17 protein-coding genes and 1 pseudogene are annotated in these 14,927 nt (G+C 71.4%); 9 read left to right on the top strand and 9 right to left on the bottom strand.

The window, feature by feature from the left end; all coding sequences use genetic code 11:
• Nucleotides 1–50: 50 nt before the first annotated feature.
• Together ACZ3TI_RS14175 and ACZ3TI_RS14170 are read right to left on the bottom strand one after the other, a co-directional pair.
• A complete protein-coding gene (locus ACZ3TI_RS14175; protein ID WP_465726477.1) occupies nucleotides 51–740 on the bottom strand; it encodes an SDR family oxidoreductase in 690 nt (229 codons plus the stop codon).
• 13 nt (nucleotides 741–753) lie between these two features.
• On the bottom strand, nucleotides 754–1,278 hold the full coding sequence (locus ACZ3TI_RS14170; protein ID WP_465726476.1) for an LOG family protein: 525 nt from the start codon (nucleotides 1,276–1,278) through the stop codon (nucleotides 754–756).
• On the opposite strand from ACZ3TI_RS14170, the pseudogene ACZ3TI_RS14165 reads away from it, so the two are divergent.
• From ACZ3TI_RS14165 to ACZ3TI_RS14155, 3 genes and pseudogenes are all read left to right on the top strand, one after another.
• A pseudogene (locus ACZ3TI_RS14165) lies at nucleotides 1,271–1,870 on the top strand (class I SAM-dependent methyltransferase); the annotation flags it as partial. The gene ACZ3TI_RS14170 and the pseudogene ACZ3TI_RS14165 sit on opposite strands and share 8 nt — an antisense overlap.
• A gap of 163 nt (nucleotides 1,871–2,033) precedes the next feature.
• Nucleotides 2,034–2,294: a hypothetical protein gene (locus ACZ3TI_RS14160; protein WP_465726578.1), complete on the top strand. Its 261-nt coding sequence runs from the start codon at nucleotides 2,034–2,036 to the stop codon at nucleotides 2,292–2,294.
• A complete protein-coding gene (locus ACZ3TI_RS14155) occupies nucleotides 2,291–2,803 on the top strand; it encodes a hypothetical protein (protein WP_465726571.1) in 513 nt (170 codons plus the stop codon). The genes ACZ3TI_RS14160 and ACZ3TI_RS14155 overlap by 4 nt, the downstream gene beginning before the upstream one ends.
• A gap of 49 nt (nucleotides 2,804–2,852) precedes the next feature.
• On the opposite strand, the gene ACZ3TI_RS14150 is transcribed toward ACZ3TI_RS14155, so the two are convergent.
• The gene (locus ACZ3TI_RS14150; RefSeq protein WP_465726475.1) at nucleotides 2,853–3,035 is read right to left on the bottom strand and encodes a hypothetical protein; all 183 of its coding nucleotides are present in this window, start codon (nucleotides 3,033–3,035) and stop codon (nucleotides 2,853–2,855) included.
• Nucleotides 3,032–4,045 (bottom strand): GlxA family transcriptional regulator, encoded by a 1,014-nt coding sequence (locus ACZ3TI_RS14145; RefSeq protein WP_465726474.1) that lies wholly within the window; start codon nucleotides 4,043–4,045, stop codon nucleotides 3,032–3,034. The genes ACZ3TI_RS14150 and ACZ3TI_RS14145 overlap by 4 nt, the downstream gene beginning before the upstream one ends.
• An 81-nt stretch (nucleotides 4,046–4,126) precedes the next feature.
• Here ACZ3TI_RS14145 and ACZ3TI_RS14140 point away from each other — a divergent pair, with 81 nt between their 5' ends.
• Nucleotides 4,127–4,720, top strand: coding sequence for an MBL fold metallo-hydrolase (locus ACZ3TI_RS14140; protein ID WP_465726473.1), 594 nt, complete (start codon nucleotides 4,127–4,129; stop codon nucleotides 4,718–4,720).
• Between the two features lie 306 nt (nucleotides 4,721–5,026).
• Here the strand turns inward: ACZ3TI_RS14140 and ACZ3TI_RS14135 are convergent, their stop codons facing one another.
• Both ACZ3TI_RS14135 and ACZ3TI_RS14130 read right to left on the bottom strand, forming a co-directional pair.
• Nucleotides 5,027–5,578 carry a flavoprotein gene (locus tag ACZ3TI_RS14135; RefSeq protein WP_465726472.1) on the bottom strand — a complete coding sequence of 184 codons (552 nt, stop codon included), beginning with the start codon at nucleotides 5,576–5,578 and terminating at the stop codon, nucleotides 5,027–5,029.
• Nucleotides 5,571–6,812, bottom strand: a complete 1,242-nt coding sequence (locus tag ACZ3TI_RS14130; RefSeq protein ID WP_465726471.1) for a helix-turn-helix domain-containing protein — start codon at nucleotides 6,810–6,812, stop codon at nucleotides 5,571–5,573. Before ACZ3TI_RS14130 ends, ACZ3TI_RS14135 begins: the two co-directional genes overlap by 8 nt.
• 214 nt (nucleotides 6,813–7,026) lie before the next feature.
• Between ACZ3TI_RS14130 and ACZ3TI_RS14125 the strand changes: the two genes are divergently transcribed.
• Together ACZ3TI_RS14125 and ACZ3TI_RS14120 are read left to right on the top strand one after the other, a co-directional pair.
• Nucleotides 7,027–7,497: an ATP-binding protein gene (locus ACZ3TI_RS14125; RefSeq protein ID WP_465726470.1), complete on the top strand. Its 471-nt coding sequence runs from the start codon at nucleotides 7,027–7,029 to the stop codon at nucleotides 7,495–7,497.
• Nucleotides 7,494–7,634 carry a hypothetical protein gene (locus ACZ3TI_RS14120; RefSeq protein ID WP_465726469.1) on the top strand — a complete coding sequence of 47 codons (141 nt, stop codon included), beginning with the start codon at nucleotides 7,494–7,496 and terminating at the stop codon, nucleotides 7,632–7,634. Before ACZ3TI_RS14125 ends, ACZ3TI_RS14120 begins: the two co-directional genes overlap by 4 nt.
• A gap of 116 nt (nucleotides 7,635–7,750) precedes the next feature.
• On the opposite strand, the gene mnmA is transcribed toward ACZ3TI_RS14120, so the two are convergent.
• Nucleotides 7,751–8,887 (bottom strand): tRNA 2-thiouridine(34) synthase MnmA, encoded by a 1,137-nt coding sequence (gene mnmA, locus ACZ3TI_RS14115; RefSeq protein WP_465726468.1) that lies wholly within the window; start codon nucleotides 8,885–8,887, stop codon nucleotides 7,751–7,753.
• A gap of 47 nt (nucleotides 8,888–8,934) precedes the next feature.
• Nucleotides 8,935–10,116 (bottom strand): cysteine desulfurase family protein, encoded by a 1,182-nt coding sequence (locus tag ACZ3TI_RS14110; RefSeq protein WP_465726467.1) that lies wholly within the window; start codon nucleotides 10,114–10,116, stop codon nucleotides 8,935–8,937.
• A gap of 193 nt (nucleotides 10,117–10,309) precedes the next feature.
• Here ACZ3TI_RS14110 and ACZ3TI_RS14105 point away from each other — a divergent pair, with 193 nt between their 5' ends.
• A complete protein-coding gene (locus tag ACZ3TI_RS14105) occupies nucleotides 10,310–11,092 on the top strand; it encodes an IclR family transcriptional regulator (RefSeq protein ID WP_465726466.1) in 783 nt (260 codons plus the stop codon).
• Here ACZ3TI_RS14105 and ACZ3TI_RS14100 read toward each other — a convergent pair.
• Nucleotides 10,998–11,657, bottom strand: coding sequence for a trimeric intracellular cation channel family protein (locus ACZ3TI_RS14100; protein WP_465726465.1), 660 nt, complete (start codon nucleotides 11,655–11,657; stop codon nucleotides 10,998–11,000). The two genes, ACZ3TI_RS14105 and ACZ3TI_RS14100, sit on opposite strands and share 95 nt — an antisense overlap.
• Before the next feature lie 611 nt (nucleotides 11,658–12,268).
• Between ACZ3TI_RS14100 and ACZ3TI_RS14095 the strand changes: the two genes are divergently transcribed.
• On the top strand, nucleotides 12,269–13,474 hold the full coding sequence (locus ACZ3TI_RS14095) for a cytochrome P450 (RefSeq protein ID WP_465726464.1): 1,206 nt from the start codon (nucleotides 12,269–12,271) through the stop codon (nucleotides 13,472–13,474).
• Nucleotides 13,471–14,742 (top strand): MFS transporter, encoded by a 1,272-nt coding sequence (locus ACZ3TI_RS14090; RefSeq protein WP_465726463.1) that lies wholly within the window; start codon nucleotides 13,471–13,473, stop codon nucleotides 14,740–14,742. The genes ACZ3TI_RS14095 and ACZ3TI_RS14090 overlap by 4 nt, the downstream gene beginning before the upstream one ends.
• Nucleotides 14,743–14,927: the final 185 nt, after the last annotated feature.

Raw genomic sequence — 14,927 nt, 5'->3', positions numbered from 1 at the left:
TTCGTCAATGCCCGGCCGGGTCAGTGCCCGGGTCGTCAGTGCCCGGGTCGTCAGTGCCCGGGGCGGACGGTGATGTCGGTGATCTCCGCGTCCCGGGAGGCGTCGAGCGCGGCGAGGATCGCCTTCGCCACGGACTCCGGCTCGATCCAGCGGGCGGCCTCGTACTCCTTGCCCTCCTGCTGGTGCACCTTGGCCTGCATCGCGGTGGCGGTACGGCCCGGGTAGACCGAGGTGACCCGGACGCCGTTCGCGTGCTCCTCCTGGCGCAGCGAGTCGGCGAGCGCCTTGAGGCCGTGCTTGCTGGCCGCGTACGCCGACCAGTCGGCGTGGGCGGTGAGACCGGCACCGGAGTTGACGAAGACCACGTGCCCCTTGGTGAAGCGCAGCGAGGGCAGCAGGAGGCGGGTCAGCTCGGCGGGGGCGATCAGGTTGACGTTCAGCGTCTCCTGCCAGGCCTTCACCGGCAGCTCGCCGACCGTACCCAGCTCGACCACGCCCGCGACGTGCAGCAGCGAGTCGAGGGAGACGGGCAGCGCCTGGTGCCCGAAGGCCCAGGACAGCTTCGCCGGGTCCCCGAGGTCGCCGACGAGGGTCTTCGCCCCGGGGAAGCGCTCCCGCAGCTCGGCGGCGCGGCGGGCGTCGCGGGCCAGCAGCCAGAGTTCGTCCCCGCGCTCGGCGAGCTTCCCGGCCAGGACGGCGCCGATGCCGGAGCCGGCGCCGGTGATCAGATGTGCAGCCATGGGTTCGATCCTCTCAGGCCTTGAGCTGCGCAAACACCTCGGCGGGCGTGTCGGCGAAGGTGATCAGCTCGGTGAGCGGCCGGGGCAGGAAGCCCTCGGCGTCCATCCGCTCCAGCTGGGTCCGCAGGCCCGAGTAGAAGCCCTCGGTGTCCAGCACGACCACCGGCTTCTCGAACATCCCGTGCTTCTTGAGCTCCAGCACCTCGGTGACCTCGTCCATCGTGCCCAGCCCGCCGACCAGCACGACGATCGCGTCCGCGCGGGCCGCCAGCTCCGCCTTCCGCTCGGCGAGGTCGCGGGTCATCACCAGCTCGTCCGCGCCGACGTACCCCTTGTGCCGCAGCATCTCGACCATGATGCCGACCAGCTTCCCGCCGGCCGCCTTCACCCCGTCGGCGAGCAGGCCCATCAGCCCGGCGTTGGAACCGCCCCAGACGAGGGTGTGACCACCTTCGCCCAGGAGCCGCGCGAACTCCTCGGCGGGGGCGGAGTAGCGGTCGTCGAGCGAGTACGCGGAGCAGAAGACACAGATGTTCATAGTGCTGATTGGTCTATCACGTCCCACGGGTCGGTCTCACCGGCATTACGCGCTGCCACCGGCAGCCCCTACGCTGCTGCGCGTGCACCACCTTGAGATATCCGACCTGATCACGGCCGTGGACCCGCACGACGGCCGTCGGCTCCCGGTCCGTCGCGCCGAGGTCGTCCGGCAGCTGCGCGAGAACGGGGACGAACGCGCCGCCCGGATCGTCGGCGGGCTGCCCGTCGACCGGGAGGGCACGCTCGACCCCGACGCCGTCGACCGCCTGCTCGTCAGCGTGCACACCGAACTCCAGCGGCTGAGCGAGGAACTGAGCATCGGCAACCGCCTGGTCCACCTGCTCGGCCCGCTCTTCACCGCGATCCGGGCGGACGGCGGACACCCCGGGCCGTACCGCCTGGTCGACATCGGCTGCGGCCTCGGCTACCTGGTCCGCTGGCTCGCCGCCACCGGCGCCCTCGGCCCCGACGTCGAACTCGTCGGCGTCGACCTCAACGCCGCACTGGTCGGCGAAGCGGACCGCCTCGCCCAGGCGGAACGGCTCGACTGCCGCTTCGCCCACGGCAACGCCTTCGAACTGCCGGAAGCCGCAACGGTCTACGTCTCCACCGGAGTGCTGCACCACTTCAGCGCATCCGCGCTGCGGGTTCTTCCAGGCGCAGGCCGCCTCCCCCGCACTCGCCTTCTGCCACTACGACATCGCCGCGACCGGCCTCGCGCCCATCGGCGCCTGGGTCTTCCACCGCGCCCGGATGCGCCACCCCCTCGGCCGCCACGACGGCGTCGCCTCCGCCCTGCGCGCACACCCCGACGAGGTCCTCCTGCGGGCGGCATCGGTGCCCGGCATGCGCGCGCTGGTGTACGAACCGCGCGGCCGCTCCAACCCGTTCTGCACCACGCTGCGCCCGGTCCTCGGAGTACGCCCGCAGCTGGAGGCGCCGCTGCGCCAGGCCCTCGGACGGGCGTCGCGCCGGCTCGTCGGGTCCGAGCACCTGGGCGGGGCCGCGCGATGACGCCCGCGATACCGCTGCTGCTGCTCGGCCTGGTCGACTCGGCCTTCAGCGGCTTCCGTGCCTACACCGGACGCGACGCCCGCATCCGCAAGCACCGGCGCAACCTCCGGGCCGCGCTGCGCGGGCTGGCCGTCGGGGCCGCCCTGCTGCTCGCCCCCGCGTCGGCGGCCGGCCTCCTGCTGGCGGCGTCCTCCGACCCCGCGCAGACGTACGCCGCCCTGACCGCCGGCGGCTGGGGCTACCTGCTCCCGCCGGCCCTCTACGCCGCCGCCGTCCTGCTCTCCCTCGCCGCCTACTTCACCCTGCCGTTCCGCGCCGCCACCCTGGCGATGGTCATCGGCCTCGGCCCGCTCACGCTGCTGCGGCCGGTCGCCGTCGCCACCGCCTGCCTCGCCGCCCACCTCAACGGCGGCGGCACACCCGCCCTGCTGGTCGGCGTGGTCGCAGGCGCGGCGGTGCTCTGCGTCGAGCCCCTGGTCCACCGGCGCTGGTACCGCGAGGTGCAGTAGAGCCGGGCTCCGGAGCATCAGTCCTTGTACGGAACCAGCTTCGACAGGCTCAGCTCGAAGCCGAAGGGCTCCGGGATGGTGATCGCGTCGCCGAACTTCCGGTCGCTGCCGGCGTGTTGGACGGCGGCGCCTGCATGATCAGCGTGTCTCCGGACCATGCGATCCGGACGCCGTCCGGGGCGATCCGCTCCAGCTCCTCGATGAAGTCGCGGTGCTTCTCGTAGAAGGTCATGCCGTCCTCGCCGGAGGATGTGCCTCGGGCATCGTAGCCGCCGGGCTCGTCACGCGGGTGAACGCACGGCGGTAGGAGCGGGGTGGGACTCCTCGGCGGCGGACGAACTGTTCGCGCAGGACGGACGCGCTGCCGTAGCCCACCCGGCGGGCGACCTCCTCGACCGGCAGGTCCGTCGTCTCCAGCAGTTCCTCGGCGCCGCTCAGCCGCAGCTCCCGCAGCCAGGCGTGCGGGGTGGTGCCGGTGGCCGCGGCGAACCGGCGGGCGAAGGAACGCTTGCTCATCACCGCCCGCCGGGCCAACTCGGCCACCGGCAGCGGCTCGTGGAGGTGCTCGCGGGCCCAGGCCAGCACCTCGGCGAGGCGTTCGTCCTCGCCGTCCTCCGGGACGGGCGCCGCCAGGTACTGCGCCTGCCCGCCGTCCCGGTGCGACGGCAGCACCATGTCCCGGGCGATGTGGTTGGCCAGCGCCGTCCCGTGCTCCCGGCGGATCAGGTGCAGGCACAGGTCGAAGCCGGCGGCGGCGCCCGCGCCCGTGGTGATCCGCCCCTCGTCCAGGTAGAGCGCGTCGGGCTCGACCACCACACCGGGGTAGGTACGGGCCAGCAGGTCGGCGAACCGCCAGTGCGTGGTCGCCCGACGGCCGTCGAGCAGCCCGGCGGCGGCCAGCGCGAACGCGCCGACGCAGTGCGCCGCCACCCGCGCACCCCGCTCGTGGGCGGCCGACAGCGCGTCGAGCACGGCGGGCGGGGGCGGGGTGCGGAACTCCGCCCCCGGCAGGGCGAGCACCAGGTCCGCGGCGGCCAGCCGGTCGAGGTCGTGCTCGACCGTCAGCGGCACCCCGAGGTCGGTCGTGACGCTCCCCGGCCGGTCCGAACAGAGCGCGAAGTCGAAGCCCGGCGCCGCCTGCCCGTGCGGGCCGAACGTCTCGGCGACGATGCCCACGGCCAGCATGCCGACACCGGGCGGGACGTACGCGGCGACGGTGGTGAAAGGTGTCAGAGGTGCCATGGGTGGATGCTGGCACATTTCCTGCGATCAGTGGCATCCGTGCCACTCGTCGGGGGCCGCGCGGTTCGACAAGATCGAGACATGAACGACGCACCCCTCGGCCGCAGCGCCAAGTACCAGGTCCTGACCACCGGCTACGTCGGCTCCACCGGCCCCGGAGTCGCCGCCACCGTGTCCTACGTGGCGGACGCCGGACGCCACGTGATCTTCGACCCGGGCATGGTCGCCAGCCACGACGACATCCTCGGCCCGCTCGCCGAACTGGGCCTCGGTCCCGACGACATCACCGACGTGGTGCTCAGCCACCACCACCCCGACAACACCATGAACGTCGGCCTCTTCGGCAAGGCCCGGGTGCACGACCACAAGGTCGAGTACCAGGGCCACCACTGGACCAACCGGGACGCCGAGGGCTACCAGCTCACCCCCTCGCTGAAGCTCATCCGCACCCCCGGCCACAGCCACGAGGACATCACGCTGCTGGCCGGAACGGAGTCCGGTGTGGTCGCCTTCGCCGGCGACCTGTGGTGGCACCGGCACGGCCCCGCCGACGACCCGGTCGCCCCCGACCGCGAGGTCCTGCGCGCCTCCCGCCGCCGGGTGCTGGCCGCAGCCGACGTGATCGTCCCCGGCCACGGCGCCCCGTTCGGGTCCGGCGAAGACGCCCCGCTCTAACCGTGCCGGGCTTCAGCGAAGACCCCACCTGCCCGGCGGCCTGCTGGCCCAGCAGGCCGCCGGGCAGATCAAGGACCATCACGTCATGCCGCGCCGCGCCCTCCCAAGGGATCGCCGACCCGACGCGCCGGTATCCCCACGCCCGGGAGGACGCCTGGGCGGCCATTGCCTCCGGTCGGCTGTTCAGCAGGCTCCTCGCCGTAGGGCGGCTCCACGAACGCCTCGGCGAACACCTGCCTCAGCTGGCCTTCCAGCGCCGCCGTCTGTCCACCGTCCGATGATCGAATCATCATGATCACACCGTAGTCACCCACCTGCCGACCGCTCGTGCAGCACTGGACGGAGCAGGTCCAGGACGTGAGTCCAGCTGTACTTGTCGCGGCCGCCACCGGACTTCGGCTTGTGGGGCACGTAGTCACCGATCAGCACGCCCATCGACCGAAGGCGGGCCAGGCTCTCCGGGTAGGCCGGATGGGCAGCCTGAGCGGAGTTGACATAGGGCTGGACGGCTACAGGGATGCCGAACCCGTACGCCTCGCAGAGGATGCCGAGCGCGAGCGTGTCGGATATGCCTGCGGCCCACTTGTTGACTGTGTTGAACGTGGCCGGCGCAACGGCGATGGCGTCGGCCGGAGGCAACGGCTGCGGGATGTTCGGCGTGCGCCAGGCCGAGCGGATCGGATATCCGGTCTGGGCCTCAATGGCTTCCTGGTCTATGAAACCGAGGGCACTGGGCGTGGCGATCACACCAGTCCTCCAGCCTTCGGCATGGACGGCGGCAATCAGTTCACCGACGCCGTCGGCGATGCCTGAAGCGCAGACGACGATGTAGAGGAACGGCTCTCGATGCTCAGTCAAACCTGAACCCCAACTGCTCACAGAAACGGCGAAGTTCCGGGACGGTGCCGCGACGGTCGCGCGCCGCCATGTCACCGGCCAGCTCCAGCACACTGGGGCGGCGGCGAATGTCCTCCGACGCACAGCTCTCCGCGAGACGAAGCGCTCGGTACCCCTCGGCCAGTCTGCCTTGTTGGCTGTAGGCGCGTGCGGCATCCACCCAGAGTGCAGCCCGGCGCTCCGGGACGGGGATGCGGCGACGCATCAGGGGTTGGGCAGCCTCCAAGGCCACGCCCGCATCACCCAGAACGACAGCCGAGCTGACCGCGTGAAGTGCGACGTTGGTCGGGCTGAAGTTCGCCCAGGAATTCGGGTCGTCGAGATCGGCGTAGCGCGCGACATCCCGGGCCTCGGCAAGGAATTCCGCAGCCACTGCACGGTCTCCGCCCACGCTCGCCGCGGTCACACCACGGAGAAGCATGAGCCCGAATGCGGCGAGGTACCGGGGCGATCTCCGGTCATAGCTTCCGGCAAGTTGGTCAGCGGTATGGCGGATGAGGCCGATGGCCGCTGCCGCGTGCCGATCGCGAGCAAGGACATGCGCCTGAACGCGGATGCTCGAAGCCATCACGACAGGATCACCACTCCGCTCGGCCTCGGTCATGGCTCGACCGACCGCAAGCCAGGCATTCCCCTGATCACCAAGCTTGAGCAATAGGCTCACCGCAGTCTGGTAGGCCGTGGCAAGCATGCCCGAAAGAGCTTCGACGTCCCCTTGGGTTGACTGCTGGGCGTGCCGGAGGTCGGCGATCAACCGTGGCAGACCTACTTCGAGTTCAGCGTACTGGCAGGAGTAGAACTGCCCACGCGCTCGGGAAAGCTGAGCTGCAAGTGCGACCGGCGTCTGCGGCGGGCGGTCGGAGAAAGCCGGTCCAGGCAGCAGCGACTGAACCAGTTCCATCCCCACGCGCGGATGACCTGCGGGAGCCACCAGCGCGGCGACACTCGCGGCCAGGAAGTTCCGACGGTGCATGTCCTCCGTCCCGCTGTCCGAACCGATCGGGGATGCGAGGCCGAAGCTCGCCAGGGGGATGTCCAGCACGGCCGCGACAGCCCGCAAGACTTCCATGTCCTGGGTCCCCTTGCCACTCTCCAGCCGACTGATCTTCGACTGGTGATAGCCCAGCTCAGAGGCCACATCCGCCTGGGACCGGCCGCGGAGCACTCTTGCCCGGCGAATCACCTCGCCGGGCAAGAGTGCTGAGGTAGGTCCGTTGGTCGTGCGCGACCTGGCTTCTCCTGCTGGTGCTGATCACACCCGATATGCCGAGCGTAGCCGGGCGAAAACAGTTTGTGATGCGCGATCCGCATAAGTCATGCGCAGTGGGCTTGCGCCCAGCCACACGGCATCGAAGTGCAGTTGCCTATTCGTCAGCAGGCACGATCCCGGTCGCCAAGGAGAAGCGCTGATGACCCCCCTCTCGGACGTTGCGAGCAGCGCCATCGCGCTGTGGCCGGATCCGGGCGTCGGCGCCCGCCCGGACACCGGGCCGGCGAGTCTCTGCCTGCCCTACCAGCCCGAATCGGTGGGCGCGGCACGGCGGTTCGTCTGCGGGAAGTTGGCGGAGTGGGGGCTGAACGACCTGGTGGACGACGCCTCGCTGATCGTCAGCGAGCTGGTCACCAACTCCGTGAAGACCGGGTGCCAGACCCGTATGGTCGTCGCCGCTCGGCGGCCGAGTGACCGGGTCGTCCGCATCCTCGTCGGGGACGGGTCCCGTGTGATGCCCGTGATGATCCGGGCCGGGACGGCCGCGACCTCCGGGCGGGGGCTCGCCATGGTCCACCGGCTCACGCGCGGCCGCTGGGGCGTCACTCTTCTCCCGTTCGGAAAAGTCGTCCACGCCGACCTCTCGGTGGCCGCGACGGCCTGCGGGTGAACCAGCGTCCCGAACCCGAGCGCGATCCGCGACCGGCTCCCGACCCCGCCCGGGTCTGGGCCGCCGTCGGGGTGTCCGCCGCTGCCGGGCTGCACCTCCTCGCCGCGGCGCTGGTGCTGATCAAGCGCGCCCACTGACCCCCGCCCGCGCCGCCGGCCCGGCGGCGCGGGCGGGACCCCAACCCGTCTCCCCCTCACCGCGAAAGGAGCACCGGCCCGGCCGTCCGTGCCGGACGGCCGGGCTCGGAAGAGCACTACGCGGTGACGGCCGGGCGCTCGGTGGTGGCGATGGTGGCCGAGCCGACGACTCGGGTTCCGTCGTAGAGGACCACGGCCTGGCCGGGGGCGATGCCGCGGACCGGGGTGTCGAGCTGCACCCGGAGCTCGCCGTCGACCACCGACGCGGACACCGGCACCTCCTCGCCGTGGGCGCGGAGCTGGGCGGTGTAGCGGCCGTCGGCCAGGGGCTCGGTGCCGCACCAGCGGGGGCGGATGGCGGTGAGCCCGGTGACGTCCAGGCCCTCGACCGGGCCGACCGTCACGGTGTTGTTCACCGGGGAGATGTCCAGCACGTACCGTGGCTTGCCGTCCGCCGCCGGGCGGCCGATCCGCAGGCCCTTGCGCTGGCCGATGGTGAAGCCGTACGCGCCGTCGTGCTCGCCCAGCTTGGTGCCGTCGACGTCGAGGATGTCGCCGGTCGCCGTGCCGAGGTGCTTGGCGAGGAAGCCCTGGGTGTCGCCGTCCGCGATGAAGCAGATGTCGTGGCTGTCCGGCTTCTTCGCCACCGCGAGGCCCCGGCGCTCGGCCTCCTCGCGGATGGCTTCCTTGGTGGTGTCGCCGAGCGGGAAGAGGGAGTGGGCGAGCTGGTCCGCGTCGAGCACGCCCAGCACGTAGGACTGATCCTTCGCGGCGTCCACCGCCCGGTGAAGCTCGCGCGAGCCGTCCGGCAGGTCGACGATCCGGGCGTAGTGGCCGGTGCAGACGGCGTCGAAGCCGAGCGCGATCGCCTTGTCCAGCAGCGCGGCGAACTTGATCTTCTCGTTGCAGCGCAGGCACGGGTTGGGCGTACGGCCGGCCGCGTACTCGGCGACGAAGTCGTCGATGACGTCCTCGCGGAAGCGCTCGGCGAGGTCCCACACGTAGAACGGGATGCCGATCACGTCGGCCGCCCGCCAGGCGTCCCGGGAGTCCTCGATGGTGCAGCAGCCGCGCGCGCCCGTGCGGAAGGACTGCGGGTTGGCGGACAGCGCCAGGTGGACGCCGGTCACCTCGTGCCCCGCCTCGACGGCGCGGGCGGCGGCGACGGCGGAGTCGACTCCGCCGGACATCGCCGCGAGCACGCGCAGGCGGCCGGTGGACGGAGTGGTCGGGGCACCCGGGAAGTCAGTCATGATGCCAGTAAGCGTACGTGCTCGGTCGGCTGTTCCCCGAGCCGAGATCAGCGCCGCACCGACGCCAGCCCGGCGTTCCGCGCCCGCTGGACGACCGGCCCGATCGCCTCCGCGAGCGCCGTGACGTCCTCCCGCACCGAGGTGTGCCCGAGCGAGAAGCGCAGCGACGCGCGTGCCAGCAGCGGGTCGACGCCCATGGCGAGCAGCACGTGGCTGGGCTGCGGCACCCCGGCCGTGCACGCCGAGCCGGTCGAGCACTCGATGCCGGCCGCGTCGAGCAGCATCAGCAGCGCGTCGCCCTCGCAGCCGGGGAAGGAGAAGTGGGCGTTGGCGGGCAGTCGGCCCTCGGCGGACGGGTCGCCGTTGAGCACCGCGTCGGGCACGGCGGCGAGCACCGCCGAGACCAACGAGTCGCGCAGGGCCCCGAGCGTCACCGCGTGCTCCGCCCGCTTCGCCACGGCCACCGCGGCCGCGGCCGCGAAGCCGGCGGCACCGGGGGCGTCGAGGGTGCCGGAGCGGACGTCGCGCTCCTGGCCGCCGCCGTGCAGCAGCGGTACGGGCGTGGCGCCCCGGGAGAGCAGCAGCGCGCCGATGCCGAACGGGCCGCCGATCTTGTGCCCGGTGACGGTGAGTGCGGTGAGCCCCGACTCGGCGAAGGAGACCGGGACCTGACCGAGCGCCTGCACCGCGTCGGCGTGCATCGGGATGCCGTACTCGGCGGCCACGGCGGCGAGTTCGCGCACCGGCTGGACGGTGCCGACCTCGTTGTTGGCCCACATCACGGTGACCAGCGCCACCGACGCCGGATCCCGCTCGATGGCGGCGCGCAGCGCCGCCGGGTGCACCCGCCCGTACGCGTCCACCGGCAGGTAGTCGACCGAGGCGCCCTCGTGCTCGGAGAGCCAGTGCACCGCGTCCAGCACCGCGTGGTGCTCGACGGGGCTGCACAGCACCCGGGTGCGGGCCGGCTCGGCGTCCCGGCGGGCCCAGTAGAGGCCCTTGACGGCCAGGTTGTCGGACTCGGTGCCGCCGCCGGTGAACACGATCTCGCTCGGGCGGGCGCCCAGCGACTCGGCCAGCGACTCGCGGGACTCCTCGACCACCCGGCGGGCCCGGCGGCCGGCCGCGTGCAGGGCCGAGGCGTTGCCGACCACCCCCAGGTGCGCCGTCATCGCGGCGATCGCCTCGGGCAGCATCGGCGTGGTCGCCGCATGGTCCAGGTATGGCATAACCATCCGATTGTAGAGGGCGTCCGGGCACCACGATCCAGGCCTGCGCATCGATCCGGCCACCTCACCCGCACCCCGGCCGCGCACCGCCCTCACCCCCGCCCGGGTACCGGCGTCCGGCACTGGTTTGTACCACTGTGCCCCCCAGCGGTTAGCCTGGCGGACGTTTCTCAGCCGGATCCAGGGGGGCGCCATGTCGCAGTCGGTCGACCGCGCGCTGACCCTGCTCGACGCGCTCGGCGAGGCACCGCTCTCGCTGGAGCAGGCGGCGAGCAGCCTGGGCGTGCACAAGTCCACCGCGCTGCGGCTGCTGCGCACCCTGGAGGAGCGCGGCTTCGCCCGGCGCCAGCCCGACCTGCGCTACCGGCTCGGCGGCCGGGTGCTGTCGCTGGCCCACCGCGCGCTGGAGGACTTCGACGTGCGGCAGGTCGCCGCGCCGTACCTGGCCGCGCTCAACGCCCGCTGCGGCTACACCGTCCGGCTCGCCGTGCTGCACGACGGCGAGGTGCTGTACCTGGACGAGGTGGCCGGGCCGTCGGCGGCCGAGCCGTCCCGGATCGGGCGGCGCGCCCCGGTGACGGGTACGGCGGTCGGCCGGGTGCTGCTCGCCGGGCTGTCCGGAGACGGGCTGTCCGCGGACGGCGCCCCGGAGGAGCCCGAGCTGGTGGCGGTGCGCCGCCGGGGCTGGGCGGCGGAGTCCGCCGAGCACCGGGAGCCGGTGACCTGCGTGGCCGCGCCGGTCGCGGGCAGCGGCGGGCGGACGGTCGCGGCCTGCGCGCTGAGCGCCCCGGCCGGGCAGGTGCCCCCGGCCGAGCTGGCCCGGATGGTGCCGGAACTGCTGTGCACGGCGGAGGCGATCTCGCTGGCGTACGGCGGCTCGCCTACTCCTCGCTGGTGCGAGAACCGTTGCGGTGCCAGGCCCGCGGGGCGCGCCAGCCGTACTTCAGGGCGAGCATCCGCAGGCCGAAGGCGGTGAGCGCGGCGGCGGTGCCGGTCAGGCCGGTGAGCCGATCCGCGCCGATCAGCAGGGCGACCAGCGCGGCGCCGACCAGGGCCGGGACGGCGTAGATCTCGCGGTCCCAGCGCAGCAGCGAGGGGATCTCCCCGGCGAGCACGTCGCGGATCACGCCGCCGCCGGCCGCGGTCACCATGCCGAGGGCGATCGCGGCGACCGCGCCGAGCCCGTAGTCGTGCGCCTTGGCGGTGCCGGTGACGCAGAACAGTCCGAGCCCGAGGGCGTCCAGGGTCTGCACCGCGCGGTTGATCCGCTCGACCTCGGGGTGCAGGAAGAACACCACCAGCGCGGCGGCGAGCGGGGTCACGAAGTAGCCGAGGTTGGTGAAGGCGGCGACCGGGGTCGCCCCGATCACCAGGTCGCGCATCACCCCGCCGCCGAGGGCCGTGACCTCGGCCAGCACACAGATGCCGAAGATGTCCATGTTCTTGCGGACGGCGAGCAGGCCCCCGGAGAGGGCGAAGACGAAGATGCCGACGAGGTCCAGCGACTGCTGCACGTCGGAGGGGAAGATCTGCGAGGTCACCCCACAACTATGACCTGTGCGGAACCTTTCCCTCCGCGTATCCTCCCGGACCTTCGCACCCCCCCGGCCGCCCCGACCCGGCGCCACCCTTACCACACAGACTTGACGTGAGCACGGAATTTCGACATATTCGCGAAATTCTGCACGCCGCCTGATATCGGGAACGAATTCACGCCACCCTTTCCGGATTTCGCGCACCCTTTGCCCGGATTGGCTGATTTGGGAAATTGATCCCGGAAATTGACTCGTAGACGGACTCGAATGTCGGTGGTAGTTTCATTTCCATCGAGAGAAGCACTCGGGCTTCGAACACGAGAAACCGGAGAGGAGCCTTCCGTGCGTTACAACGACTGAAATCCCTGATGCCGCTTGTACCGGCATCCCTGCTGTCCATATGTCGACCGTCCGCGCCGATGGCCGGGCCATTGAAATCAGGTAGGTGAATTTCCATGCGTTACAACGACTAATTTTATCGCCCGAACCGAGGCAGTGCCCGGTATCGAAGGCGGAATTTGGCGCCGGACCCGGACCCGTCCGGGTCCGGCGCACGCTCTTGGGCCCAGCAGGAGCATGGGCCTCATAGGTCGGTTCAAGAATCCTAGGAATTGTCCATGAAACTCCCGGTTCGCTATGACCCTCTCGACAGTTCGACTCTCGCCGATCCCTATCCGGTCTACGCGGAGCTCCGCGCGTCGGAACCCGTGCACTGGCACGAGAAGATGCAGAGCTGGGTGCTGACCCGATACCGCGACTGCCAGCAGGTGCTGCAGAACCCGGAGGTCTTCGCGACGGACTGGCGGCGCGCCGGCGAGTCGGTCTCCGAGCCCTGGCTGAGCCTGCAGACCCTGGACCCGCCGGACCACGGCCCACTCCGCAGCCTCTTCATGAACGCCCTCCGCGCCCAGGACCTGGAGGCTGTCGGCGAGCACGGCGAGGCCCTCGTCGGGTCGCTGCTCGACGGCCTGGAGGGCAGGGCGGAGTTCGATCTCATGTCGGAGGTCGTCGAGCCGCTCGCGTTGGCGACCATTTCGGAGCTCATGGGCATCGACCAGCCGGACGTCAGGACCTTCGCCGCGATATCGGATGCCATCGTGCGGAGCATGGACGCCGGATTGGCGCCCGAGACCGCCGAGGACGGAATCGAGACCGGAGCAGAACTCAGGAAACTCGGCATCGAGGCGCGCGGCCGGCTCAGCGAAATGGTCGAGTCGTGGTTCACGGCCAACCCGAGCCCCGGTCTGCTGACCCATGTCGCCGGAAATCGCGACAATGTGGCCGTCGCCGATTCCTTCGTCCGGAACACGGTACGCGTGGTCTTCCAGTCCGGGTACAGCTCGATCGTCGCGGGTGCCGGAAATGCCATGCTGGCCCTGCTGGAGCACCCCGACAAATTCGAGGCGATGCGCAGCCCGGAGCTGCTGTCGAGCGGCTTCGACGAGCTCATGCGATATGACGCCTCGGTGCAGGGGACCAGCCGCATTGTCACCGAGCCCACCGCAATCGGAGACGTCCAGCTCAAGCGCGGTGATGTCGTCGTGGTGCTTTTCGGCGCGGCCAACCGCGATCCCGAGAAATTCCCCCGACCTGACGAGCTCATTCTGGACCGTACCCCGAATCAGCACATGGCATTCGGCCGGGGCCCGCACACCTGTGTCGGGAACCTGTTCACCCAGGTGACGTTGCAGGCGCTGATCAGGGCCGTTCTGCAGCGCCCCACGCGCCTGCGGATGGCCAGCGAGCCACTGCGCCAGCGCACCGCGACCATGCGTTACCTGGCCACGCTGCCGGTCACCTTCCAGACTGCCGGCCCCGCGTGACGGAAACGGATACGGCGGCTCCCCCGTCCCGGACGAGCGCCGCCAGGCTGGCCCTCGCCAAGGCGGTTCCTCCGGCCGGGCCGGTGCGAGGACTGACCCTTTCCACGTTCCTGACCACCCTCGGAGACGGCCTGTTCGTCACCGTCAGCGTGCTCTTCTTCACGCGGGTGGTGGGTCTGCGGACCGTGGACGTGGGCATCGGGCTCACGGTCGCCAGCCTGGCCGGCCTGCTCGCGGCCCTGCCGATCGGCCACCTCGCCGACCGCATCGGGCCGCGGCGAGTCCTGCTCGTCCTCACCGTCACCGCGGGGCCGGCGGTGCTGTGTTACCTGGCGGTCGGTTCGTTCTGGCCGTTCGCCGTCACGGCGTGCGCGGTCGGCATCGTGCAGCGGGGCTGCCGCACGGTCCTGCCCGCCCTGGTCGCCTTGATCGCCTCGTCCGAGGAGCGGGTGACCGCACGCGCGCACCAGCAGGTCGTGAGCAACATCGGGATCTCGCTGGGTGCGGGAGCCGCCGGCGCGGCCCTGTACCTGGACACCCGGGCCGCGTACCAGGCGTTGGTGGTCGGTGCGGCGCTGGCCTACGCGGGGTCAGCTCTCGTGCTGAACCGGATTCCCGTGCGGCAGCAGCCTCCCGCGCACATCGGGAAGCAGCCGCTCGGGGCAGCGCTCAAGGACCTCCGGTACCTGCGGTTCACCGGGCTGAACGCCGTGCTGTCACTGAACGGCGCCCTCATGGAGATCGCCCTTCCGCTGTGGCTGGTCACCCACACCAAGGCGCCCGCCTGGCTGTTCAGCGTCCTGATCGTGCTGAACACGGTTCTGGTGGTGTTCTTCCAGGTCCACATCAGCTCCAAGGGCAACGACACCACCCCGGGCCTGTGGGGACGGATCTCGCGCCTCGGCGGGTTCTTCCTCGGCTGCGCCTGCCTGTTGTACGGCGCCGCCGGATGGGGGAACGTCCTGGTCGCAACCGGCCTCCTCGGGCTGGGGATGATCGCCCACACCTGGGGGGAGATGTACCAGGTCTCCGGCGAATGGGGGCTCAGCTTCCAGCTCGCCCCCGAACACGCCACCGGCCAGTACCAGGGGGTCCTGGCCATCGGCCGTGGAGCCACCAATGTGGCCGCGCCCGTCGCGCTGGTCACGGTCGTCGGGGCCGGCCAGTACGGCTGGGCGGCGCTGGCGGCCGTCTTCCTCGCCGCCGGGCTCGCGATGCCCGCGGCGACCCGGCTGCCCGTCGGCGCGGATCCCGCACCTGATACCTGACATCCGATCGGACCTGCTGCGCCCCAACCGGGATGCGAGTCCCGGGCAGCACGATGCGCCGCACTGGAAGGCCGTTCTCGGCCGTCCGGTGCGGCGCATCGCTTCGTCGGAAGCTCGTCCACGGGTGGACGTGACGCCGGCCCTGCCCCGAGCAGCGCGCGGGGAGGCGCCGGTCGTTCCTCTCG

The organism is Kitasatospora sp. NPDC023120 (genome assembly GCF_055560835.1).
The sequence above is the reverse complement of the archived record's forward strand: the minus strand, read 5'-3'. Positions and strand labels throughout refer to the sequence as shown.